The sequence below is a fragment of the Ruegeria sp. CK1 genome (genome assembly GCF_056536545.1).
Genome location: NZ_JBQFPX010000004.1, coordinates 109,592 through 134,330 on the forward strand (window position 1 = coordinate 109,592; position 24,739 = coordinate 134,330).

Annotated in this window: 22 protein-coding genes; 14 read left to right on the forward strand and 8 right to left on the reverse strand. The window is 56.2% G+C overall.

All coding sequences use genetic code 11. The annotated features are described in order from the left end of the window. Window positions 1-57: 57 nt before the first annotated feature. The 4 genes from ACR0L3_RS11595 (at window position 58) to ACR0L3_RS11610 (ending at window position 4,346) form a co-directional block, all read left to right on the forward strand. The gene (locus ACR0L3_RS11595; RefSeq protein ID WP_480745882.1) at window positions 58-891 is read left to right on the forward strand and encodes an ABC transporter ATP-binding protein; all 834 of its coding nucleotides are present in this window, start codon (window positions 58-60) and stop codon (window positions 889-891) included. Between the two features lie 19 nt (window positions 892-910). Next, a complete protein-coding gene (locus tag ACR0L3_RS11600; protein ID WP_480745883.1) occupies window positions 911-2,131 on the forward strand; it encodes a phenylacetate--CoA ligase family protein in 1,221 nt (406 codons plus the stop codon). A 122-nt stretch (window positions 2,132-2,253) separates the two neighbouring features. Beyond that, complete coding sequence (locus ACR0L3_RS11605; protein ID WP_480745884.1) at window positions 2,254-3,918, forward strand: ABC transporter permease; 1,665 nt, start codon at window positions 2,254-2,256, stop codon at window positions 3,916-3,918. Between the two features lie 77 nt (window positions 3,919-3,995). Beyond that, window positions 3,996-4,346: a DUF2794 domain-containing protein gene (locus tag ACR0L3_RS11610; protein ID WP_480745885.1), complete on the forward strand. Its 351-nt coding sequence runs from the start codon at window positions 3,996-3,998 to the stop codon at window positions 4,344-4,346. Here ACR0L3_RS11610 and ACR0L3_RS11615 read toward each other — a convergent pair. The 3 genes from ACR0L3_RS11615 to ACR0L3_RS11625 form a co-directional block, all read right to left on the reverse strand. Then, on the reverse strand, window positions 4,343-5,080 hold the full coding sequence (locus tag ACR0L3_RS11615; protein ID WP_480745886.1) for a C40 family peptidase: 738 nt from the start codon (window positions 5,078-5,080) through the stop codon (window positions 4,343-4,345). The two genes, ACR0L3_RS11610 and ACR0L3_RS11615, sit on opposite strands and share 4 nt — an antisense overlap. Then, window positions 5,077-6,459 carry a leucyl aminopeptidase family protein gene (locus ACR0L3_RS11620; RefSeq protein WP_480745887.1) on the reverse strand — a complete coding sequence of 461 codons (1,383 nt, stop codon included), beginning with the start codon at window positions 6,457-6,459 and terminating at the stop codon, window positions 5,077-5,079. The genes ACR0L3_RS11615 and ACR0L3_RS11620 overlap by 4 nt, the downstream gene beginning before the upstream one ends. 64 nt (window positions 6,460-6,523) lie before the next feature. Beyond that, window positions 6,524-6,913, reverse strand: coding sequence for a hypothetical protein (locus ACR0L3_RS11625; protein ID WP_480745888.1), 390 nt, complete (start codon window positions 6,911-6,913; stop codon window positions 6,524-6,526). 144 nt (window positions 6,914-7,057) lie between these two features. Here ACR0L3_RS11625 and ACR0L3_RS11630 point away from each other — a divergent pair, with 144 nt between their 5' ends. The 8 genes from ACR0L3_RS11630 to ACR0L3_RS11665 all read left to right on the forward strand — a co-directional run bounded on the left by ACR0L3_RS11630 (window position 7,058) and on the right by ACR0L3_RS11665 (window position 16,413). Beyond that, a complete protein-coding gene (locus tag ACR0L3_RS11630) occupies window positions 7,058-7,708 on the forward strand; it encodes a carbonic anhydrase (RefSeq protein ID WP_480745889.1) in 651 nt (216 codons plus the stop codon). A 309-nt stretch (window positions 7,709-8,017) separates the two neighbouring features. Beyond that, window positions 8,018-9,148, forward strand: a complete 1,131-nt coding sequence (locus ACR0L3_RS11635; RefSeq protein WP_480745890.1) for a LacI family DNA-binding transcriptional regulator — start codon at window positions 8,018-8,020, stop codon at window positions 9,146-9,148. Between the two features lie 21 nt (window positions 9,149-9,169). Further along, entirely contained in the window at window positions 9,170-10,525 is a 1,356-nt protein-coding gene (locus ACR0L3_RS11640) for an ABC transporter substrate-binding protein (RefSeq protein WP_480745891.1), read from the forward strand. 65 nt (window positions 10,526-10,590) lie between these two features. Then, a complete protein-coding gene (locus ACR0L3_RS11645) occupies window positions 10,591-11,826 on the forward strand; it encodes a carbohydrate ABC transporter permease (protein ID WP_480745892.1) in 1,236 nt (411 codons plus the stop codon). Further along, entirely contained in the window at window positions 11,826-13,034 is a 1,209-nt protein-coding gene (locus tag ACR0L3_RS11650; protein WP_480745893.1) for a carbohydrate ABC transporter permease, read from the forward strand. Before ACR0L3_RS11645 ends, ACR0L3_RS11650 begins: the two co-directional genes overlap by 1 nt. Before the next feature lie 5 nt (window positions 13,035-13,039). Further along, complete coding sequence (locus tag ACR0L3_RS11655; protein WP_480745894.1) at window positions 13,040-14,287, forward strand: MGH1-like glycoside hydrolase domain-containing protein; 1,248 nt, start codon at window positions 13,040-13,042, stop codon at window positions 14,285-14,287. After that, window positions 14,287-15,333: an ABC transporter ATP-binding protein gene (locus ACR0L3_RS11660; protein ID WP_480745895.1), complete on the forward strand. Its 1,047-nt coding sequence runs from the start codon at window positions 14,287-14,289 to the stop codon at window positions 15,331-15,333. Before ACR0L3_RS11655 ends, ACR0L3_RS11660 begins: the two co-directional genes overlap by 1 nt. A 147-nt stretch (window positions 15,334-15,480) precedes the next feature. Further along, window positions 15,481-16,413, forward strand: a complete 933-nt coding sequence (locus tag ACR0L3_RS11665; RefSeq protein WP_480745896.1) for a YHYH protein — start codon at window positions 15,481-15,483, stop codon at window positions 16,411-16,413. A gap of 88 nt (window positions 16,414-16,501) precedes the next feature. Here the strand turns inward: ACR0L3_RS11665 and ACR0L3_RS11670 are convergent, their stop codons facing one another. From ACR0L3_RS11670 to ACR0L3_RS11680, 3 genes are all read right to left on the reverse strand, one after another. Next, complete coding sequence (locus ACR0L3_RS11670; protein ID WP_480745897.1) at window positions 16,502-17,524, reverse strand: aspartate-semialdehyde dehydrogenase; 1,023 nt, start codon at window positions 17,522-17,524, stop codon at window positions 16,502-16,504. 113 nt (window positions 17,525-17,637) lie between these two features. Then, complete coding sequence (locus ACR0L3_RS11675) at window positions 17,638-18,675, reverse strand: glycosyltransferase family 4 protein (RefSeq protein WP_480745898.1); 1,038 nt, start codon at window positions 18,673-18,675, stop codon at window positions 17,638-17,640. Window positions 18,676-18,695: 20 nt separating this feature from the next. Then, window positions 18,696-19,868: an MFS transporter gene (locus ACR0L3_RS11680; protein ID WP_480746107.1), complete on the reverse strand. Its 1,173-nt coding sequence runs from the start codon at window positions 19,866-19,868 to the stop codon at window positions 18,696-18,698. 141 nt (window positions 19,869-20,009) lie between these two features. Between ACR0L3_RS11680 and ACR0L3_RS11685 the strand changes: the two genes are divergently transcribed. Further along, window positions 20,010-21,152 carry a DUF3095 domain-containing protein gene (locus ACR0L3_RS11685; RefSeq protein ID WP_480745899.1) on the forward strand — a complete coding sequence of 381 codons (1,143 nt, stop codon included), beginning with the start codon at window positions 20,010-20,012 and terminating at the stop codon, window positions 21,150-21,152. Window positions 21,153-21,156: 4 nt separating this feature from the next. On the opposite strand, the gene ACR0L3_RS11690 is transcribed toward ACR0L3_RS11685, so the two are convergent. After that, window positions 21,157-21,927 carry an HpcH/HpaI aldolase family protein gene (locus ACR0L3_RS11690; RefSeq protein WP_480745900.1) on the reverse strand — a complete coding sequence of 257 codons (771 nt, stop codon included), beginning with the start codon at window positions 21,925-21,927 and terminating at the stop codon, window positions 21,157-21,159. A 10-nt stretch (window positions 21,928-21,937) separates the two neighbouring features. After that, window positions 21,938-23,350 carry a pyridoxal phosphate-dependent decarboxylase family protein gene (locus ACR0L3_RS11695; RefSeq protein ID WP_480745901.1) on the reverse strand — a complete coding sequence of 471 codons (1,413 nt, stop codon included), beginning with the start codon at window positions 23,348-23,350 and terminating at the stop codon, window positions 21,938-21,940. A gap of 211 nt (window positions 23,351-23,561) precedes the next feature. Here ACR0L3_RS11695 and hpaR point away from each other — a divergent pair, with 211 nt between their 5' ends. Next, on the forward strand, window positions 23,562-23,996 hold the full coding sequence (gene hpaR, locus ACR0L3_RS11700; protein ID WP_480745902.1) for a homoprotocatechuate degradation operon regulator HpaR: 435 nt from the start codon (window positions 23,562-23,564) through the stop codon (window positions 23,994-23,996). The last annotated feature ends 743 nt before the right edge of the window (window positions 23,997-24,739 follow it).

Sequence of the window (24,739 nt, forward strand, 5' to 3'; positions counted from 1 at the left end):
ACAGGGCGGCGGTGCGCCGCCGTCCTGATCCACACACTCGAATGAGGACACGCGCTGATGCTCGACGCGGCCCAAACCACCGAAGTGCAGGCAGAAACCCTGCTTGAGGTCAACAATATCGAGGTGATCTACAATCACGTGATCCTTGTGCTGAAAGGCGTCAGCCTAACTGTACCCAAGGGCGGCATAACCGCATTGCTTGGTGGCAACGGTGCGGGCAAGACGACGACGCTCAAAGCGGTGTCGAACCTCCTGCATTCCGAACGCGGCGAGGTCACCAAAGGCTCGATCAAGTATCGCGGGATCAGTGTGCACGAAAGCGACCCGGCTGATTTGGTCGAAAAAGGCGTTATTCAGGTGATGGAAGGTCGTCACTGCTTTGAACACCTGACAGTTGAAGAAAATCTGCTGACCGGTGCTTACACCCGCAAGGATGGTAAGGGGGCGATCCAGCAGGATCTGGAGCTTGTCTATACTTACTTCCCTCGACTTAAAGAGCGTCGGCGATCACAGGCGGGTTATACTTCGGGCGGCGAGCAGCAAATGGTAGCGATGGGACGGGCGCTGATGTCGCGGCCCGAGACGATCCTGTTGGATGAGCCGTCGATGGGGCTGGCCCCGCAGCTGGTCGAAGAGATTTTCGGAATTGTGAAAGACCTGAATGAGAAAGAGGGCGTCTCATTCCTGTTGGCCGAACAGAACACCAATGTGGCTCTAAGATTTGCGCATTACGGCTATATTCTGGAATCTGGTCGCGTCGTGATGGATGGCCCGGCGGCCGATCTGCGCGAAAATCCGGATGTGAAAGAGTTCTACTTGGGCATGTCCGACGAAGGCCGGAAAAGTTTCCGCGAAGTGCGCTCATATCGTCGCCGCAAGAGGTGGCTGTAAGCGAATGGAGGATCAAGTCATGACGAGATATTACGACGCGCTTGAGACCCGTTCAGCCGATCAACGCGCAGCTGACCAAGGGCTCGCGCTGAAGATTCAATTGCAGCGCGCGCATTCTGCGCCTGGGTTTGATGCGCATTTGGCCGGGGTTGAAATTGACGCTGTTGCTTCGATCGACGATTTGGCGAAATTGCCGGTTTTGCGAAAATCAGATTTGGCTCAGGCTCAGGCCGCGCGGCCCCCGTTCGGCGGATTTACGGTCAAACCAGCGGGGCATTTTCATCACGTTTTTCAATCGCCCGGCCCAATATACGAACCCGGCAGCACTGATCCTGATTGGTGGCGCATGGGACGGTTCCTGCACGCGGCAGGCGTTGGCCCCGGTGACATTGTTCATAACTGTTTCGGCTATCACCTAACCCCCGCGGGAATGATCTTTGAAAGCGGCGCGCGGGCTGTTGGGGCAGCGGTTCTGCCTGCTGGTACTGGTCAAACGGAATTGCAGGTGACGGCAGCACGCGATGTTGGGTGCACCTCATATGCAGGTACTCCGGATTACCTGAAGGTTATTCTGGACAAAGCCGATGAGATGAGCGTGTCGCTGAATTTCGCCACAGCCGTCGTGGGTGGTGGGGCGCTTTTCCCGTCTTTGCGTCAAGAATATGCGGATCGTGGAATCTCTTGCCTGCAGTGTTATGCAACTGCCGATCTGGGAAATATCGCCTACGAAAGCCCCGCGATGGAGGGGATGATCATTGATGAGCATGTGATTGTCGAGATCGTCACCCCGGGCACTGGTACTTTGGTCGCGCCGGGCGAAGTGGGTGAGGTCGTGGTAACCTCGCTAAACCCTGACTATCCCTTGATCCGCTTCGCAACAGGTGATCTTTCGGCCATCATGCCAGGGCAGTCGCCTTGTGGACGCACCAACTTGCGGATCAAGGGTTGGATGGGCCGAGCCGACCAGACAACCAAGATCAAAGGCATGTTTGTGCGACCCGAACAGGTGGCCGCCTTGGTCGAAAAGCATGAAGAGATCGTCAAAGCGCGGGTTATCGCTGCCCGACAGGGTGAGATGGACACCATGACGGTGCAGATTGAAAGCCCGGTCGAAGACGATATGGCCTATGCCAAATCCGTGGCTGAGGTACTGAAACTGAAGGGAGCGATTGAGGTCGTGGCCCCTGGATCGTTGCCGAAAGACGGGTTGGTGATCGAGGATCAGCGCGTCTACGAATGACCCAAATCCACGGTTCTGCGGCGCGATCTGTCGCAGAATTGTTTCCTTGCCCACTGGTGTTTCTTACCATTTTGGTCGATTAAAGGCTGCAACTGCGCCTTAGCCTGTCACACACCGGAAAAATGGCTGAAATCGAATACTCAGAACATGGAACGCGCAATCGGGGCGTATTTGGCTCACGGTTGGTGGCTGCGGTGGCCTATCTGGTGGCAGCCGCTTGCCTGCTACCGATGGCGGCGGTTGTCCTGGCGGCGATGACAGGTGGGACAGACACGATCTCACATCTGTTGAATACGGTTCTGCCCAGCTATGCGCTAACTACTCTCATTCTGGTGGTTCTCGTTGCCATCGGCACGTTTTGTATCGGAGTCGGTGCGGCATGGCTGGTAACAATGACCCGCTTTCCAGGTGTACGCTTTCTTGAAATCGCTCTGGTCCTGCCACTGGCCTTTCCGGCGTATGTTTTGGCATATGCCTATACCTTTATTCTGGATCACCCCGGCATAGTCCAGACCACGCTGCGTGATGTGACCGGCTGGGGACCGCGCGACTATTGGTTCCCCGAGATCCGCTCGACCGAGGGGGCTGCGGTGATGTTGATCCTGGTGCTGTACCCCTACGTGTATTTGCTGGCCCGCGCCGCTTTTCTACAGCAAAGCGCCTCGGCGTTTCTGGCTGCACGTGCTCTGGGCAAAAGCCCTTGGCAAGCGTTTTGGCATGTGTCCTTGCCAATGGCGCGCCCGGCGATTGCCGGCGGGGTCTTACTGGCGATTATGGAAACCATAGCTGACTTTGGCACTGTGGCTTATTTCGGTGTGCAGACCTTTGCCACCGGCATCTACACCAGTTGGTTCTCGATCGGAGACCGCGCTGCCGCTGCGCAATTGGCGCTGTGCCTGCTAGGCTTTGCATTGTTGTTGGCTGTTATTGAGCGCACCCGACGCGGCAAGGCAAAGTATCATCAGGCCGGCAAAAGCCACGCTGCTTTGCCCGCAACACCCCTGAAGGGCTGGCTTGCGGTTTGGGCTTTCATTCTTTGTTCTGTTCCGGTGCTGTTGGGCTTTTTGTTGCCGGTGTTCGTCCTGGTGCAAATGGGCTTGGGATCAGAGCAGGACCTGTTGTCGCGACGATATATTGGTTTCATCCAAAATTCCTTGACGCTGGCCGGAACGGCAGCCGTGATCACCGTATTTGCAGCGATTTGCGTTGGCTTTTTTCAACGGCTGCGCCCCGGCCGCCAGTCGCTGGCAACGGGGTATATCGCAAGATTGGGCTACGCGGTGCCCGGCGGAGTGATCGCCGTGGGTTTGATGGTGCCCTTCGCCAGTTTCGACAACGCATTGGATTCGTGGATGCGGCAAACCTTCGATATATCAACCGGATTATTGGTTACGGGCTCGATCTGGTTGTTGGTTGCCGCTTATATGGTGCGCTTTCTGGCCGCTGCCCTTAGCGCTTATGAAGGCGGACAAAGCACAGTGCACGTGAACATGGATGCAGCCGCGCGATCTTTGGGTCAGACGCCGTTGGGCACCTTGCGGCGGATTCACTTGCCGATCCTGACACCGTCACTGCTGACGGCGCTGTTGATCGTGTTTGTCGACGTAATGAAAGAACTGCCCGCGACCCTTATCATGCGACCGTTCAACTTTGATACGCTGGCAGTTCAGGCCTATCGCCTAGCCTCGGATGAGCGGTTGGAGGGTGCCGCTGTGCCGTCTTTGGTCATACTGGCGGTGGGGCTGTTGCCAGTGATCCTGATCTGCCGGCAGGTCGGGCGACGCTAGGACACAGCTGGCCAAAAATACCGCCAGCTTGCTTGCTCGGGCTTGATTCAAACGCGTTTTCCGGCAAGGCTGAGGGTATGAACATGCAGCCTCCCAGCCGGTTCTCTGCAAACTCGGCACAGATGCCCGTCGCGTTTAACCGGCACGAGATGTCCCATATCCTGTCCGTCTATGGCCGGATGGTCGCCGCCGGAGAATGGCGCGATTACGGTATTTCCAACCTTCGGGACATCGCAGTGTTTTCCATCTTTCGGCGCACAGCTGAACATCCGATTTATCGGGTCGAAAAACATCCACGCCTAAGGCAAAAGCAAGGGATGTATTCGGTGGTGGGCATGGATGGCCGTATCCTGAAACGCGGCCATGATTTGCGTACGGTTTTGCGCGTACTTGAACGCAAGCTGATCCGATCAGTTGACCTTGATTAGAGCCGTTTATGGGACGTAACTGGGCCGTCGCCCTGATTCAGAATACGCGTGATAGCTTGATCCATCGGCTCAAAGGTCACATCCATGTGATAGGCATTGGCGTGTAGTAACATGTTGTCGCCATAGACCCAAGCGACGTGACCTTTCCAGAACAAAAGATCACCGCGTTTGGGTTCGGTTCCTGCTGGTAAGGCTTCGCCCAATTCCCGCTCTTGGTCGCTGCTATCTCCGGGGCAAGGAATACCACACGCCAGCAAACCGGCCTGTACCAATCCGGAACAATCCAAACCAAAGCGGCTGTTGCCACCCCACAAATAGGGTGTTCCCAGAAACAACTCAGCCACTGAAACTGGATCGGTCAGCCGTGTCGCTGTGAGCTTGGCGTGCACGGCGGGAATAAAGCCCAATTCCGTTTCCAGGAACCTGCCTTGTTCCGACAGAACTTGTACCTTGCTGCCAAAACTCAGCGACACCTGATCAGGGCTTTTCATATCTGGTTGAGCATAGGCGTGTGTTGCGGGGGCGGTTATCCAGTGTGTATCCGGCACGGGCGCAACAAGTTGGTCCGAAGTTACCCAGCCCATGTAGCCATCTTTGTCAGCTGTCACGCGGCTCCAATTGTTCTGTGTCTCATTAACAGTGACCGTGTCTCCGAATAATAGCTGCCGGTCCCGAGGGCCGTCGGGGTGGCGCAACAGGTCGACCACGGGGTTAACGATGCGCTGTTGAGTCATAGGTTCAATATCTCGGGCAGGGCAGTCAGCAGGGCGCGGGGGCCTTGGCCAAGGCCACCTTTGCTTCGGCCCGGTGCTTTGCTGGGCTGCCAGGAATAGATGTCAAAGTGCATGTATGGGCTTTCGCCCGCAAACCTGCGCAGAAACAACGCGGCTGTTATTGAGCCAGCAAACCCGCCCGAAGGCGCATTGTCCAAATCGGCTATGCCCGGTTCGATCATCGTCTCATAGGGTTCGTGGAACGGCATGCGCCAAACCGGATCGGCGGCCTGATGCCCCGCGCGGGCCAGTGCCGCAGCAATACTGTCATCATCGGTGTAGAACGGTGCCAGATCGGGCCCCACGGCCACCCGAGCCGCACCGGTCAGTGTCGCCATCGAGATCACCAGATCCGGATTGCCCTCGTCCGCCAGAGTTAGCGCATCAGCCAAAACGAGCCGTCCTTCGGCGTCGGTGTTGTTAATCTCGACCGTAAGACCCTTTCGCGATGTCAGGATATCGCCGGGGCGAAATGCGTTTCCTGCTACTGAATTCTCAACTGCCGGGATCAGAACACGCAGTTGCAGCGGCAGCTTCAGCGCCATTATCATCTGCGCCAGACCCAGCACATTGGCTGAGCCGCCCATGTCCTTTTTCATCAGCGCCATGGAATTCCCTGGTTTCAGGTTGAGGCCACCGGTATCGAAACATACACCTTTGCCAACTAGCGTGAGTTTGGGGCCGGACTTGCCCCAGTTCATCTCGATCAAGCGCGGCTCCTGCTCGGCGGCGCGGCCAACGGCGTGGATCATCGGAAAATTCTGTTCCAGCAGGGCTTCCCCCGTGATCACGTCGAAAGACGCACCAAACCTCTGTGCCAATTCCTCGGCAGAGGCTTGCAACTGGTCAGGGCCCATATCCGCGGTTGGTGTGTTAACCAGATCGCGGGTCAGCGCCTCGGCCTGAGCCAGAATTTCGATCCGATTTGCATCGACGCCTTTGGGGGCTATCAGACGTGCTTTGGCGGGGGACTGTGATGCGTATCGGTTGAATGCGTAGCCGGTTAACAACCAGCCAAGGCATTCCTTTTCCAAAGCATCGTCAGGTAAACCAGATGCGACGCGATAGACACCTTCGGGCAGCGCCTCGGCGGCAGCGGCAAGGGGAAACCTCTTTCTCGCGCGGCCTGATGCGGTGCCGTAACCCGCCACCGCAAACTCTGGCGCGCCATCTGCACCTGGGATCAGCGTAACTTGACCCATTGCTCCGGTGAAACCGTTGGCGCGAACCCAGTTCACCACGATCTCTGGCTGGCTGTCCAACCAGCTGTCCAAATCAGATTGCGCGATAACATGGAGTGGTATGTGCGGATCGGCAGGTGAAGCGAAAGACAGGGTCATGGGCATCTCGGCTGGTTCGATTTCGCGCCCAGCCTAGCCGCCCACGGCCCGTCCGCAAGCCCCGTCAGACTGAAAGGTCCTGCTGATCCCAGATTACCGTTAGTGATTTTTCGCCCACCCGGATCAAACGTGACAAAGTGGCGCCAGTTGCCACCGCATCTCCGGCATCGACTGACTGCGCCACATCCCCGGCGACGCGGGCCAACGCGGTCATGCCGATCTGATCCGCGATCGCCACCAGTGAGCGGGCGCATTTGTGAAGCCCAGCCCAGTCTCTTTGCCTCCAGTAGCGTTCGCAATTCGACAATCGCACGGCCAGCTCCTCGACCGTGCGACAAAGTACATCCAATGCGTTTTTGTCACCCAGTTGCCGATACAGCCCGTTCAACTGCTCCGGATTCAGACGGACGGTTTCTTTGTGTTTAAGCGTGAGTATTTCATCCACCACATTCACCCCAATTCTTTATGCCCCCACGGCATAGATCGACCTTGCAGGTGAATTCCTTTGCAAAACCTTGCGCTCGCGCAGGATTATTGCTCGAATTTTCTATGAATTCGAGCTAGAGCAGCCAGCAATGAATAATCGAGGGACAACTGAATGGACCATGCCAAACCCCTGCCGTCCTACTTGGTCAAACGGTACCACGGCTGGAAGGCCACCACGTACTCGGAAAACCAAGTGTGGTATCGCCGCTTGGCCAACGAGGGGCAGCGACCGCGCGCGATGGTGATTTCCTGCTGTGACAGCCGGGTTCACGTTACCTCAATCTTTGGTGCCGATCAGGGTGAATTTTTTATTCACCGCAATATCGCCAACCTTGTCCCCCCCTACGCACCCGATGGCGACCACCACGGTACGAGCGCGGCCATCGAATACGCGGTGACGGCGCTTAAAGTGGCGCATCTGATCGTTTTGGGACATTCGCAATGTGGCGGTGTTCAGGGCTGCATTGACATGTGCAAAGGGCAGGCTCCGCAACTCGAAGCCAAGGAAAGTTTTGTTGGCCGCTGGATGGATATCTTGAAGCCAAAGTTCGACCTGGTTGCCGACGTTGAAGACCCAACGGATCAGGCGCGACAGTTCGAACGTCAGGCGGTTGTAGCCTCGTTAGAGAACCTCATGACCTTCCCATTCGTGTCCTCGCTGGTTCAGGACGGCTCACTCAGTCTGCATGGCTTGTGGACCGATATCGGCGAAGGCGGGCTGGAATGTTATGACCCGCAAGAAAAGAAATTCGTGGTCGTCTGAAGCACTAATACTTTTTTTGTTATTGGGCGCTGGATCAGTTCTCTGATTCGGCGCTTTTTTATTTGGTGTAGTCTCCTAGTCCGACATTGGACTGAAACTGATGGGTCTTCTGTCAGATAGCGAAGCACGTCCGAACTTCAGTGCTGATCGAAACAGATTGTTGTTTCGTGGCTTAACTATTTGCGCCTGCGCAATATCCCCTGACCACGTGTTTGTTTACCCAGAAAAACCGTCAAAAATTGATCAAAGTGCAACTTTTTTAACTTTTTCGTTGCCGAAACCGGTTTCGGAACCAACAAATAAAAAAAGATGGACACGAATCTTTCATATCCAAAGCGCGTTTCTGCGAACCGCCCATCGGTTTCGGGGCGCGTCAAGCTGGATGATCTGGCTGCACATCTGGGCTTGTCCAAAAGCACGGTTTCGCGAGCGCTGAACGGTTATACGGATATATCCGAAGTCACTCGGTCGCGCGTCGAGACCGCTGCCCGAAAGTTGGGGTACCGCCCGCTGAGCCACGCGCAAGCCATACGCACCGGTCAAGTGCGCGCGATTGCGATGGTGCTGAACAACGAAGAGCCGGATCAGCACTACGCTTTCCTTCACGAGTTTCTGGGCGGTGCCTGCGATGCCGCCAGCAGATTCGGTTGGACCATGACGATTGCGACAGCTACTTCTGAGCGGAATTCCCTGGAAGTGCTCAATCGTCTGTTTGAAGAGCACAAAGCCGATGGGTTCATCCTGCAGCGTACAATGGTGAAAGACCCGCGGGCCCGCCTGTTGCGCAGCCGCGATGTGCCGCACATCCTCTACGGTCGTACCGGTTACGGCCAGACGAATCCGTGGGAGGAGACCTCGTGGTTCGACATCACCGGGGAAACGGCAATGCGCAAGGCTGTTCACCGGCTTGCAGAGTTTGGGCATACCCGCATCGGCTATGTGGGCAGCGATCCAAAGTTCAATTACAGCCATCTGCGTCGGGACGGATATATCGAGGGACTGCGTGATAAAAACCTGCCACTTGATCCCGATCTGATCCGTGACAGTGCACGCACCCGCGGTGAAGGTGCTGCGCAGGCTCGTGCTCTGATGGCGCTGGATAAACCGCCAACCGCAATCGTCTTTGCCACCGACCTTGCGGCGTTGGGCTTTTATTCCGTTGCTGATGACCTGGGCCTTGAGATCGGAAGTGACGTGTCAGTCATTGCCTATGATGGTGTGCCCGAAAGCCGCCATGCACGCCCGGCACTGACAACTTTTTCGGTCGATTCCCGCATGGCCGGTGAACGGCTGGCCACACTGTTGATTCGGCAAATCCGCGGCGAAGATCCGGCAAGCCTGCGAGAACTGGCTGATGCCACTCTGATCGAAGGTGGATCGGACGGCCCACCAAGTCTGACGTCTGCGGAGCTGGCGCAGAAGCTAACACAACCAACGTGAACACAACCGGGGAGGAAACCGATGAAACTTACACCCAAAGCCGCGAAGCTGATGCTTGGCTCGTCCCTTGCACTGGCGCTGACGGCGCTATCGGTGCAGGCCGACACGATCCGCTTCTGGACCACTGAGGAACAGCCCGAGCGCCTTGCCATGCAGCAAGAGATGGCGGACCAGTTCAAGGCTGAAACTGGCACCACGGTCGAAGTGATCCCGGTTACTGAAAGCGATCTGGGCACACGCGCCACCGCCGCTTTTGCCGCCGGTGATCTGCCGGATGTGGTCTATCACACGCTGCAATATGCGCTGCCCTGGGCCGAGGCCGGTATTCTGGACACTGAAGCCGCGACCGAAGTGATCGAAGAACTGGGTGCTGACACCTTCGCGCCCGGCGCACTGGCAATGGCTGCATTCAACGACGAAACCGCCTCGGTGCCCGTTGATGGCTGGACCCAGATGGTGGTTTACCGCAAAGACCTGTTTGACGAAGCCGGTTTGGAAGCGCCTAACAGTTTTGCCAATATTCAAGCTGCGCTGGAAGCACTGCACAACCCGCCCGAGATGTATGGTTTTGTTTCGGCAACCAAGGTCGATGAAAACTTCATGAGCCAAGTGCTGGAACATGTCTTCCTTGCCAATGGTGTGTCTCCCGTCGGTCCGGACGGTTTTCAGCCGCTGGACGAAGCCAAGACCACCGAGGTTCTGGATTTCTACAAAGCGATTTCCAAGGCGTCACCTCCGGGTGAGCTGTTCTGGAAGCAATCGCGCGAGCTGTACTTTGACGGCAAGGCCGCGATGATCATCTGGTCACCCTTTATTCTGGACGAACTGGCCGGTCTGCGCGACAGCGCGCCGCCGACCATCAACGATGATCCGACTTCGCGCGATCTAGCGGGTAAAACCGGCATTGTGACCAAGCTGTCCGGTCCGTCGAACCCCGATGGTGCTGCTTGGGGTGACGTTCGTTACTTTGGCATCACCAACGACGCGGATACGGATGCTGCGATGGAATTCGTGAAGTACGCCATGGATCAGGGTTATACCCAGACGCTGGCGATTGCGCCCGAAGGCAAGTTCCCGGTTCGTCGCGGAAATGCTGACAACCCAACTGCCTTCTCGGAAGCCTGGGCCGAATTGCCCGTGGGTGTAGACCGCAAAGCGCCTCTGGGTGAGCTGTATGAACAGGCGATGATCGACGAGATTGTTGGCGGCCTGGACGTGGCGCAGCGTTGGGGCGTGGCTGAGGGTCAGTTGGCACTGGCCTCGAAAATGATCAACAGTCAGGCAATCAACCGAATTGTTCGTGAGTATATCGACGGTGAGGTTGACGCTGCTGCAGCGGTCGCAGCGATGAACGAAGAACTCGCCAAAGTCGAGTAACAGCACCACCGACTGGTATCTGCAGCGGTGTTTATGCCGCTGCTCCCAACCCTTTGAGGTACAACATGACTTCGGCCACCCCACCGAGCGGAACCGGGGCGTTAGCCAAACGCGAGGCGCGTCTGGCCTGGACGCTGCTGGCTCCGACCATCATCAGTGTGTCACTGGTTGTGATCCTGCCCCTATTGGCAATCATCTGGATCAGTTTCAAACCCTTCACACTATCTGACCTGCGCCCACCTGCGCCTGTTGTCCGTGAAAGCCTGCGTGGATCGGGTGACGATCTGCAGATCGAATACCGATTGCGCAACTCAAGTCAGGAAACCGCCGTCACAGGTGTGACCTTTCGTGACGCTTTGCCCGACGGTGTGACGCCCACAGGTGAAATTGTCGCCCCCTGCGTTCTGGACGGGCAAGAGCTGTTTTGTGATTTCGGGACATTGGAAGGTGGTCAGCGCGAGCGGATCCGCATCCCGGTTACGGTCGATGGTGACGCCGACGCGTTCGAAGATCTGGTTGAAGGGTCTGAACCTGATGTCACGGGTAGCGGTCCAAGTGTTCTGACCAATTTCGAGTTCAGTTTCGAAAACTTCGCCCGTGTCTTTGACGGGGACGAGTTCTGGGGCGTGCTTGGGGTAACCCTGTTCTACACAGTATTCGGCACCATCGGCGCGTTGGTTATGGGGCTGTTTGCTGCCCTGCTGCTGAACAAAAGCTTCAGAGGCCAAGGATTCATTCGCGGCCTCTACTTGTTCCCCTATGTGGCACCGGTTATCGCTGTGGCCTTTACATGGGTGACGCTGTTTGATCCCTTCTCGGGCTCTGCCAATGCGCTGCTGGTGCAGATGGGGTTGAGCAGTGAGCCGATCAACTTTTTCGGCGAACGCCCTCTCGCACTGGTTATGGTCACAGTGTTCGAAATCTGGCGCTATTTCCCGCTTTCCTTCCTGTTCATTCTGGCGCGGATGCAGTCCATCGACTCCAGCATGTATGAAGCGGCCGATATGGATGGGGCCTCGCCTTTCCAGAAGTTCTGGCTGCTGAGCATTCCGCAATTGCTGGGCATCCTGTCGGTGCTGTTCCTGTTGCGCTTCATCTGGACGTTCAACAAGTTCGACGACATCTTCCTGCTGACTGGCGGTAATGCGGGCACCCGCACGCTGACTGTGAACGTCTATGAACAGGCCTTTGCTGTCTCGAACATCGGGGCAGGTGCAGCGGTAGCTGTTGTGATCCTGATGTGCCTGATTGCCTTCAGCTTTGTCTTCTTCAAATTCATCAGCCGTGAGGAGGGTCTGTGATGCGTAAAGGGTATTTCACTGGCCCGGTTCTGGGCGCGCTGTGGTTGGTGGTCATTGCCACGACCATCGCGATCACAATGTCTTTCGCAACTGGCGCGGCATTCCGACCGCAGGTTCTGCTAAGCCTGATCTGGGGTGCAATTGCAGGTCTGGTCTATGTCCGGTTTCCGGTTCGCAATGCACCTGCGCGTCTGGGCGTATCGGCTCTGTTGGGTCTGGTCTGCCTGACCGGCTTCGGCCCAGTTCTGATCGGATCGGATACCACGCTGCTGGCGCTTGTGGTCACTGTGCTTGCGATTGCAGTCGTCATGCACCTATCTATGGCGGAAATCCTGAAAGAGCTGCCGTTTGACGAACTCACCCGTCACGAATTCGAGGATGCGGTGATCCGTTTCTGCACCGGCTTTGGCTATATCTTCTTTACGGCCATCGTCATCATCCCCTTCTACGTCATGGTGATGACCAGCCTGAAGTCGCAACAGGCACTCTTGCAAAACCCGCTGGATTTCTCGGTTGACCTGAGCCAAGGCTGGGCGCTGCTCCGCAGCTATACCGAGCTGTTCCGCGACTTCAACTTCGGCACATATCTGTGGACGTCCTTCTATGTTTCGTGCCTGACTGTTTTCATAACGCTGGCCTTCAGCGTACCGGGGGCCTATGCGGTCGCGCGGTTCCGGTTCAAAGGGCAAAAGGCATTCTCACGTTCGATCCTGCTGATCTACATGGTGCCGATGATCGTTCTTGCGCTGCCGATCTATATCGCGTTTTCACTGACCGGCTTACGCAACTCGATCCTTGGCATCGTAATGATCTACCCGGTCACGACGATCCCGGTTGCGCTGTACATGCTGCAAGGTTACTTCCGCGGCCTGCCGACTGAGGTTGAAGAAGCTGGGCTGATGGACGGGTTGTCACGTCTGTCGGTGATCTGGAAAATCACCCTGCCGCTCAGCTTGCCTGCTCTGGCGTCGGTTTCTCTCTATGTCTTCATGATCGCTTGGAATGAATTCCTGCTGGCCTTCATGCTGCTGGACGACCCGTCGAAATTTACCCTGACCCGAGGCGTCACAATGCTGAACTCCTCGGAAATTCCCCGCCAACACCTGATGGCCGGGGCGGTGATTGCCACCGTTCCGATCATGGCCCTGTTCCTTGGGCTTGAACGTTTCATGACCAAAGGCCTGACAGCAGGCTCGGTCAAAGGATGACAGACATGAACCACTTCACTCCGCCGACTGAGTCGGCACGCAACATCCTGATTGCCAACGATCGGGGTGGCTACACGGTCCCGACCAGCGGCCTTTATCCCTATCAGTGGAACTGGGACAGCGCGATTGCCGCGCTAGGTTTTGCCGAGTTCGACATCGACCGCGCCTGGGTTGAACTTGAGACCCTGTTCTCGGGCCAGTGGGAGGACGGCATGGTGCCGCATATCCTGTTCCATCAGCTCGATCCCGGTTATTTCCCCGGACCAGACGTCTGGGGTGGCATCGGGCCGATCCCTTCGTCAGGGGTGATTCAGCCGCCCGTGGCCGCGTCGATGGCACGGCGGGTTTGGGAACAGGACAAAAAGGTAGGTGATGCCCGCCTGCGGGCACTGTTTCCTGGCATGCTGGCCTGGCACCGCTGGATCATGAAATGGCGTTTGGACGAGCATGGCGCCGTCTGTACAACGCATCCTTGGGAAACTGGACGTGACAACGCTCCGGACTGGGACAAAGCCATGGCCGGTATCGATGCCTCGGACGTGGGTGAGTATCAGCGACGCGACATCAGCCACGTCAACAGCGCCGACCGGCCCACCAAATATGACTACGACCGTTACATAAAACTGGTGCAGATCGGCTGCGAGGCAGGCTGGGATCAGCAAAAACTGCTAACCCTAAGCCCTTTCCGCGTCGCAGATCCGACGCTGACCTTTACCACCCTGCGTGCCGCTCGTGATTTGCTGGCGATCAGCCAAGACCTGGGACTTGAGGCCGAGGGATTGACCGCGGATATTGATCGGCTCGAGGTGGGCGCGCTGTCGCTGTGGCACGCCGAACTGGGTTCGTTCGACTCTCGTGATGCCCTGACTGGGGAATGGTCTGAAAGTATTTCGAATGCCGCTTACTTGTGCTGGTATGCGGGTATAGAGTCGGATCAAATGATGGACCGCTTGAAAACGGTTCTGACCACGGTTCCGCACCCGATCCCCAGCTATGATCCAAACTCACCCAAGTTTGACGCGCGTCGCTATTGGCGCGGACCAACCTGGGCTTTCATGAACATGCTTATTGGCTTTGGACTGGCCGAGATGGGCCACGGCGACCAAGCCGAAACACTGCGGCTGAAAACCGCCCGCCTGATCGCGGGCCATGGCTTCGCGGAATATCACGACCCGATTACCGGCAGCCCAGCCGGCGGGGACACATTTACATGGACAGCCGCCGCTTGGTTGCATTGGGCAGGGAGGAACTGATGGGCAGCATCGAACTTAAAGCCGTCGAAAAATGGTTCGGCGAAGTGCAGGTGATCAAAGGTATCGACCTGCAGATCGAAGAAGGTGAGTTCGTCGTCTTCGTCGGCCCCTCGGGCTGTGGCAAGTCGACCCTTCTGCGGATGATCGGCGGGCTCGAGGATATCTCGCGCGGGTTGCTTTTGATCAACGCGAATGACGTTACCGATCACCCACCGTCCAAGCGCGGACTAACCATGGTGTTCCAGTCCTACGCGCTTTATCCCCACTTGACCGTGGCCGAGAATATGGGTTTTTCGCTTAAGGTTGCTGGGGTGCCTAAAGCTGAGATCGCCGAGCGTGTCGGTCGTGCGGCTGACGTGCTGAAGCTTGAGCCTTATCTTGAACGTCGTCCCAAGGACTTGTCCGGTGGGCAGCGTCAGCGTGTGGCCATTGGCCGATCAATCGTGCGTGATCCAACGGCATTCCTGTTCGACGAACCTCTGTCGAACCTCGACGCCGCCCTGCGGGTCGAGATGCGGTACGAGATCGCGAAGCTTCACCAAAGTCTCAACCGCACCATGATCTACGTGACTCACGATCAGGTCGAGGCGATGACGTTGGCCGACCGCATCGTGGTGTTGGAGTTCGGAAAGATCGCGCAGGTCGGCACTCCGCGCGAACTGTATGAACGCCCTGCCAACCTGTTCGTGGCGCAGTTCATCGGAAGCCCGAAGATGAACGTCATTCCTTGCACCGTATCCGGAGACCAATTCCAATTGGAGAACGGCGGCAGCGGCCCGTTTGACCGCGCTGGCGCGGCCACGATGCTCGGCATCCGCCCGGAACACATCAGTGTAGTGGAGCCTGGCGCGGGTCACAGCGACGGCATGGTCGAGGTGGTCGAATACCTTGGCGCCGACATGTTCGTGATCGTCGATTGCGGCACCGAGGAAAAGGTCACTGTCCGTCTTGGTGGTGATACTGAATTGAAGCCCGGCACCAAGATCGGTTTGCATTTCGCACCCGAAAAGTTGCAGTTCTTCGATGGTGATGGGCAGGCGCTGTGAACCCATTAGCGCGGGGGAAAACTCCCGCGCTACACATGGCAGAAGCACCGGTAAAAATTCTGCTGTAAGGTGCTTTTAGGTCACCATAAACCTGTTATCGTCCAAGTGGATTCACACATCCTAGAAATCCACGAGGAGGCCAAAAGCGTGGACAGGTTGATTTTATGCATTTCGATTGCGGTGTTTGCTGGTCCGGTGCTCGCTCAGGAGAGTGAAGGCACAGATATCAAGAACGCCATCTTGACCAACAGATCGGGTGACTGCGCGGATTACGTTGGCAGTTACACCGCGGATGTAGAGGACATTCAGAAGGGCAAATCGTACAGTGCTCAGGTCAAGATCGACGCAGATGACGAAACCTGCACCATTGCGTCAAACGGCACGCCGAACCACGATTTCAACGGTGCGACGGCGCGATTTGCAAATGACTTCCAACCCCTGCTGAGCGAATTTAAGATCGCGCGAAACCCTGAAAAAGCAGCTCAGCCCACACAATTGGGACAACAAGCGTACAACGCCATTTTGTTGAACGGTGCTCCTGTCGATTTGCTTTCAGCAGGGTGTTACCGCCCTGATGGTCCCAGAGCAGATAAGAATGGCAATGTATTGGCGGGTTGTACTACCCGCGATCCTTGGCTGATCGACCCACCATCCTACGACAAGTATTTTGGCGTGGATTTGCACAATGCTCATACACAACCGGACGGACGGTATCACTATCATGCCAATCCAAACGCTCTGTTCAATGATCGCCAGTTCAATGTGCCTTCACCCGTAATCGGATTCGCTGCAGACGGATTTCCAATCTTCGGCACGATTTTTCAGGATGCGGATGGCAACATTCGGGCTGCGGTTTCGGGTTATGAACTTAAAACCGAAGAACGCCCTGCGCCGCCCGAGGGGCCGGGTGGCATGCCAGATGGCACCTATATCGAAGACTATGAGTTTAAGGGGAATGGCGATCTGGACGAATGCAATGGCATGTCAGTTGACGGCCAATATGGATACTACGTTACGACCTCTTATCCTTGGATAATGAATTGCTATGTCGGAACGCCCGATCCGTCATTTAAAAAGTAAAACAGGTTCGAAGGCTCTGCTGTGCTGTACTAAATGAAAAACCCCGCCGAATGCTCGACGGGGTTGGCAATGTTGGCGCGTAGAACCTTCAGCCCTTTTTCAGAACTTCGCGGCCCAGCAGTTCGGCGATTTGGACTGCGTTCAGGGCCGCACCCTTGCGCAGGTTGTCCGAGACACACCACAGGTTGATGCCGTTCTCAATCGTCGAGTCCTGGCGGATGCGGCTGATGAACGTGGCGAAGTCGCCCGCGCTTTCGATCGGCGAGACGTAGCCGCCGTCTTCACGCTTGTCGATCACCATGATGCCCGGTGCTTCGCGCAGGATGTCGCGGGCTTCGTCTTCGTCCAGGAAATCCTCGAATTCGATGTTCACCGCCTCAGAGTGGCCGACAAACACGGGAACGCGAACGCAAGTGGCTGTGACCTTGATCGACGGATCGACGATCTTTTTGGTTTCGACAACCATCTTCCACTCTTCCTTGGTCGAGCCGTCTTCCATGAAGACGTCGATCTGCGGAATGACGTTGAAAGCGATCTGCTTCTGGAACTTCTTCGGTTCAACCTCGGTTGTGGGGTTGTAGATGGCTTTGGTCTGATCCCAAAGTTCATCCATGCCTTCCTTACCCGCGCCCGAGACCGACTGATAGGTCGACACAACCACCCGCTTGATCTTGGCGCGGTCGTGCAGCGGCTTCAAGGCGACAACCATCTGCGCGGTCGAGCAGTTGGGGTTGGCGATGATATTCTTGTTCTTGTAATCGTGAATCGCCTCGGGGTTACATTCCGGCACGATCAGCGGAATCTCCGGGTCATAGCGATAGAGCGACGAGTTATCGATCACGACACAGCCAGCGGCCGCCGCCTTGGGGGCGTAGACTTTGGTTGCTTCGGAACCCACGGCAAACAGCGCCATGTCCCAGCCAGTGAAATCGAATGTGTCCAAGTCCTTGGTCGTGAGCGTCTTGTCGCCAAATGTCACCTCAGTACCCAGCGAACGACGGCTTGCCAGAGCAGCAAGTTCATCAACGGGGAACTGGCGTTCTGCCAGGATGTTCAGCATTTCGCGGCCCACGTTACCCGTGGCGCCGACGACTACGACGCGATAGCCCATTTCATGTCTCCAAAGTTAAGGACGCGCGTTCATAGCCGCGTTGCAGCAAAGAAAAAAGGGCTTTCGATGCCAATTTCTACGATTAACGGCGAATTGATACTTATCAGTGCGTCCTAGGCACTGTTCAGCAATGACCGATAGACTTTTACGATGGCTTCCGCTTCGCCTTCGATTCGAAAATTTTGTTCGACATGGGCCCGAGCAGCGCGTCCTGCCTCAGCCAAATTGTCTGGGTCGTCCAGCATTTGAGTCAACGCTGTGGCCAGCGCTTCGGCGTTGTCTTTTTCGACGAGGCGGCCGGTCTCACCATCCTTAATTTGTGCGCTGAACGCCCCGACATTGTGGCAAGCGATGGCAGGCACGCCTGAGGCCATTGCTTCAAGCGGGGTAAGGCCGAAGCCTTCGTGGCGCGCAGGAGCGACGAACAGGTCCAATGCCCGATATGTCTCTACTATTTCCTCCCAAGGGCGTTCCCCTAAGAAATGCACCCGGTCAGCTAGACCTGCTTTTTGCAGCTTTTGTTCCTGTTCGCGTTGAAAAGCTTCGAATTCAGCGGTGGTGCGGCCCGTAAAGATGATGCTGGCATCGGGACGATTGGGCAAAACCTCGATGGCAGCATCCACCAATAGGTCCACGCCTTTCTGCGGACGTATACGGCCGAAACATCCGATCAGGGTGCCGCCCGGCAAACCCAGTTTCTCGCGTAGTGCCTGTTTGTCCTCTGCGGGGTGAAACAGCTCAGTGTTCACGCCATGCATGATGACGGTCGACGGATGTTGCAGGAACGAGGCCGCCTGAGGTGTCGTGGCGATCAACGCATCCATTTTCGAGATCAGCCTCTTGGTAAACCCGGAATGATCCCGCTGCGCCGCAGATGTGAATAGAAGTTTCAAGTTCCGGCGAAGGACATGACGCAAGAACAGGCCCATCAGCATTTCAGTATTGCGGCGCGCGTGCCAGACCCTCAGTTTGCGGTTTGACAAGAACGGAACTTTGATCAATCGGATATGAGGCAGGTCATCAGGCAGGCCGGGCCCGGTGGCGACAATGCCAATCATCTCTTTCTGAATTGGCAGCAAACGGATGACCGTTGTTGTCACCCCCGACAGGCTGTGTTTCAGGTTAGGTGCGATCACCTCGATGTCCTGCACAGCGCTCTCCATGTTTGATGTCAGTTCACGTTGTCACGGCTGAATAGATAGATTGCGCAGCCAATGGCAAGCGTGACTGCAAAGAAGCCGAATATCGCTGTGTAGGGTGCAGTCGGGCTGATGTCCACTGTGGCGGCGTGGATGCGACCCGTAACGAATTGCGCCAGCCCGACGCCACCAACACCAAAGAGATTGAGCAGGGTGATGCCGCGCCCGACCAGATGTGGCGGAGCGAAAGCCCGGCCATGAGCCATAATGACAGGAAAACTGGCCCCCAGCAGCCCGATGGCAGCCATCAAAATCACAGAGAGCCAGACCGCATCATCGACCCACAGGCACAAGAGTATCAAACTGGCTACGGCCATAGTATTGCCGCCAAAGATCACCCATTTTCGGGTGCCAAGCATCCTGTCCAGGGGACCATAAGCAAAGGTCCCGGCAATCATTGCTGCGCCCATGATCAGTGTGGCCTGTCCGATTTGGGTCGTGCTTAGACCGAAAATATCACTTAAGTACGGGCCAGCCCACAAGCCGCGGATTGCGCCGGACGGGGCGTAAGAGACCAGCATCAATGGCAATATCGTCCAAAGTGCCGGTTCCTTGAGTAGATCCAGAAATGACCCTTTTTGTTCTGTTTCGATCTTTTTGGGGTCTTTCACATTGATCCAGATGCCAAGTGCGATGAGCGCTGAAAATACGGACAGGCCGACCATCGTGGCGCGCCAACCCATCAACTCGACTGCCAACGCGGTGGGGTAAGAGGCCACCAGATTACCCACTGACCCGACACCCAACATCACAGCAGCCAGCGTTGCAAAGCGCGCCGGAGGGTATTCGCGCGCAAAAATATAATAGGACGCCATGAGGACTGGAGAGCACCCGATCCCTATCAACGACATAGCAATTGCGATGTGTAGTGGTGTGCTGGCTGCTGCAAACAGCGCCGCACCGCCGGCACCTCCAACCAACAGCAGTACTGCCGCTGTCAGGCGCGGCCCAACCTGGTCCAACGCCCATCCTACGGGCAACTGCATGGCAGCAAAGATCAGAAACCAAAGGCCCGAAGCAAATGCCAGATCCTCGGGAGTTGCACCGATGTCGCGACCCAGATCGACGCTAAGTACCGCCAGAAAGGCACGAAAAAACTGGCTGAGAACATAGCCCAGACACAGAACCACCAGACCTGCCTGCATGAAATGCCCCTTCTCGCCCAAGCTGCGGGGAATGCTTGGCATGTTGCGGTGCCTTGCACAAGCACGTGTGCTATACTGATTTCACCGGACAGAGAACATAATCGGGCTACCTAAAATCTAACACGCCGCCCCGAGGTACCGATGAAAGACGCACAGGCTGCATTTTATGAAAACCTGCCCTTGCAGCGGGAGTTTTCCCGATTGGCTCAACCCACTCGGTTCGCGGCGGTGCCAGATGACTGGGCATTGGGCGTGGCTGATATTGTCGACTCCACCGGGGAAATTGCCAAAGGGCGCTACAAAACGGTCAACATGGTCGGTGCAGCGGTGATCTCGGCCATGATCAACGCCTTGAAGGGGCAAGAGTTTCCCTATGTTTTCGGCGGTGACGGGGCTGGATTTGCAATTCCCGCAAGTTCTGTAGATACGGCCCGAGCCGTTCTGGCCGATCTCCGGCGCTGGGCGGAAGAAGAGTTTTCGATCGCATTACGCGGGGCATTGGTTCCCGTGTCCGAACTCCGGCAGGCGGGCAAGGATTTGCGCGTGGCACGCTATGCGCCATCGGCCGGGGTGGATTACGCCATGTTTTCTGGCGGCGGTCTGGCCTGGGCCGAAACGCAGATGAAAAAGGGCAAGTTCGAGGTTGCACCCGCCGATTCCGGCGCGCAGCCCGATCTGACGGGACTGTCTTGCCGATGGTCCAACAGCAGGGCACGGCACGGCAAGATTGTTTCCTTCGTGGTGCAACCTACGTCAAAAGCAACCGAGAGTGATTTTTCCGATTTGGCCCAATTGGTGCTGTCAGCTGCCGAGCGGCTGGAACGCGCCGGTCACCCGGTACCGGAGAGCGGCCCACCTATTAGCTGGCCGCCACCTGACACGACGCTTGATGCGCACGTGTCGCGAGCCGGCAGAAATCTGTTTGTGCAGAAAATGAAACTTCTGGGGCAAAACCTGTTGATTGCCTTGTTGTTCAAAACCGGCAAGCGGTTGGGTCAGTTTGACCCTGAACACTACAAGCATACAGTCAGCAACAACGCCGACTTCCGCAAATTCGATGATGGTCTGAAAATGACGCTGGATTGCGATCCGGTCACCTTTTCACAGATCCAGGTGATGCTGGAGCAGGCACGCGGGCAAGGCAAAGTCCGCTATGGGCTGCATACACAGGATGAGGCAATGATGACTTGCTTTGTGCCGTCGGCCATGCGCGACGACCATGTGCATTTCGTCGACGGGGCTTCGGGTGGTTACGCGCAGGCCGCCGCCGCTATGCAGGGCTGATGCGTTATTTTTCTTTCCACTTGGTCGCCAATGCCCGTGCGGCTTGGGTCAGTAGCATCACGTCGAGCCCGACCGCCAGAAACTGCGCACCCATGTCCATATAGGCCTGGCGCGCCTCGTCATTGGTGGCCAGAATTCCGGGGGCTACTCCCGCCGCTTTGATCCGAGAGATTGCATCTGTGATTACGGCGCGCACCTCGGGTGCGGCGCTGTCGCCTTGATAGCCCATGTCAGTGGACAAATCCGCTGGGCCGATGAACACCCCATCCACGCCTTCAACTTGCAGAATGTCGTCCAATGCCGCTATTCCAGCGCGGTTTTCGACCTGAACCAGCAGGCATACCTGCGCATCGGCGGTTTTTACGTAATCGGGAATACTGCCATAGAATGTCGCGCGTGACGCGATGGCACCAACCCCACGTACACCATCAGGCGGATAACGACAGGCGCGCACCAGTTCGCGGGCTTGCTCTGCGCTTTCCACCATCGGCACCAGAATGGTCTGCGCACCGATATCCAGCACCATTTTGATCAATGCCGTGTCCCCGACGGGCACCCGCACCACCGGATGTGTAGGACTTGTCGCCAGCGCCATTAGCTGATCGCGGATCGAGCGGATGTCGTTGGGCGCATGTTCGCCATCAATCACCAACCAATCAAACCCGGCAGTGCCCATGATCTCGGCCGTAACAGCTTCGCCGAAACTGCTCCAGCAGCCGATCAGTCGATCTCCGTTGATTAGAGCCTGTTTAAATGTGTTGTTGGGCGTGATCATGTTTAAACTTTCAAGTAATTGAACGGGCGATTTCCGTGATGACATCATAGGCCATACGAACATCATTTTCTGTGGTTTCGAACTGGCCAGCCTGAAAGCGAATGACCAAATTTCCGTCGACGCGAGTTTGGGTCAGGTAGATTCGACCGTCATCGTTAATGGCGTTCACTAATTGAAGGTTCAGATCGTTTAGGTTTGGATGTCCTGCTGGTGCATAGCGAAACGTCCAAAGCGACCACATTGGTGAAGTGGTGACCTGGAAATCCGGCTCAGCAGCCAGTCTGTCATGCAGGTCTACGGACCAGTTCACATGGTTGCGCAGCCTTTCCCGCAACCCCTCCAGCCCATAAGCGCGCATTACGAACCACAGTTTCAGCGCTCGGAACCGGCGGCCCAGTGGAACCGACCATTCTGAGTAGTCGATGATCCCGTCCTTGCCGTGGGTCTTGAGGAATTCCGGGCTGATCGCCAGCGTTTTCACAAGATCGTTCGGGTTTTTCAGGAAATGCGCGCAGCAGTCGAATTGCACACCCAGCCATTTATGCGGGTTGAATACGATACTGTCAGCTTGATCTATTCCCGGCCAGTAGTCGCGGTATTCAGGGCAGATCATTGCCGATCCTGCCCACGCAGCGTCCACATGGGTATAAAGCCCATATTTTCGTGCGATCATTAGGCATTCATCCACGGGGTCGGTCGCCCCGGTGCCTGTCCCTCCAACGCACAGGATGACCCCTGTAGGCGTCATATCAGAGTCTAAATCAGATTGTATTGCCACTTCTAACGCTGCTGGGTCCATTCCACGCCAATTGCCTTTGATCGGAACCCGCACCAAATTGTCCTCCCCCAGGCCCGCGACCCAGATGGCGCGATCTACCGACGTATGAACCTCGGCCGAGCAGTAGACCCGCAGCGGTTTTTGCCCGAACAACCCCTTTCGATTGCCCTGCCAGTTCAATGCCTTTTCCCGCATCGTCAAGACAGCGGCGAGTGTCGCGGAAGAGGCGGAATCCTGTATAACGCCCGCGAAATCCTCGGGAAGGCCCAGCGCTTGTCTCAGCCAATCCATCATTCGCGTTTCCATTTCGGTGGCAGCGGGTGAAGTTTGCCAGAGCATGCATTGTGGCGCGATCGCACTGGCTAGAAACTCTCCCAAAACCGAAGGGGCCGAAGCGTTCGAATTGAAATAGGCAAAGAACCTAGGGTGCTGCCAATGCGTGATACCCGGCATTACGATCTCTTCGAAATCGCGAAAGATATCTTCCATCGCTTGCGCTTTTTCTGGCGGGTGGACAGGCAGGGCATTCAACACCTCTCCCGGCTGGGTTTGCGCACGCACCGGCTTTTCACCCACGGTTAGATGATAAGCTTGCGTCCATTCGGCGATTTTCTTGCCCCAATCCGAGAATTCATCCCATTTCATTTGATACCTCAACAGGCTTCAGGATGGGGTGATCCCCCGCTGATAGTGATGGGCATCTGCGGCCGAAGGTCAACGATCTTTCGATTTCATACAGCCTAGGGTAGATTCTATCACGTGCTGCCACGTGCATAGTACGGGCTAAATCTTGATAAACACGCAGAAAAACAGATTGTTGAGTTGCGAAATTTGCGGTTTTCAGCAAGAATTTCTTATGACCAATGAAGTACCATTGACGTCACGTTCATTGCCCATTGCGTTGCTGCGGGCTCGAGAACGGGTCATGGGACCCATTCGGAGGATGCTTGCAAACGCAGGTATAACCGAACAGCAATGGCGTGTATTGCGTGTCCTGAATGAGGAAGGTCCGCAAGAGCCAACCCATATTGCGGACCGGGCCTGTCTTCTGTTGCCAAGCCTTACCCGAATTCTTCAAAAGCTCGAAGCCAAGGGTCTGATCTTGCGGCGTGCGCATCCCTGCGACAAGCGGCGGCAGATCGTCGATATTTCGGACAAGGGGAAGCAAATTATCCAAGATAATATACAGGTGACGGTTCAACTGGCCGAAGATCTTCGAAACCAGTTTGGACCTGAACGCCACGAGGCCTTGTTGGACCTGTTGAACGAGCTGCGTGATTTGGAAACGTGACGCCCTAAAATCGAACCCCGCCAGAAACTGGTGCCGTTTCTGGCGGGGCGGCCAGACGTGTACTGGATCTTTTGCCTGGCCCGAGGCCGGTTGCGTCGGTTCATTTTCGACGGTCCGACCCGCGATCCAGAGAACGTACCAGCCCGAAATATGGCCGAGTGTCTGGCGCAAAGACATGTGGGGGCGTGTCTTTTGCCATAGTTCCCTGGAATAGTATTTCCCAATTTGCCAGTGGAGCACACCGGCGCATCGGGTCGTCTTCTTATTTCGGCGGATGCTTGGGGGTCCACCGAACGTGTGAGCGGTGGCCAGAACGTGTGGCACCCCGATTTGCCACTGGTCAAACGTTCTGCCACCATTCAACTTAGAGCTGTTCAGGCCATTTTCAAAGACAGTCACTTAAATTGTGAACGCAAAGTTAACAGATTTTTTAAGTTAATGGAAACTCCCAAGAAAAATTCCGAAAAACCAGCGCGAAAATGCGGTTTTGATCTCAACCTTCTTCTGCAATCACGTTTGCAAAGCTTGGGCTTCGCGATGTCTGTCAGTTTGTTTGCTTTAACTGGCCCGTTCTGAATTCTGTTGCAGAAAAGGACGCGGAGTATTTCGTGGGCTGGATTTTCAGTGTTGGTCGCAATCATGCGGCATCTGCAGCCCAGACGGTCCGCGAGGTTGATTGCGAAGTGCCTGTCTACTTCGAAAGGTGGCGACGTCCGCAGTAACAGTTCTACACCCTATTAGGG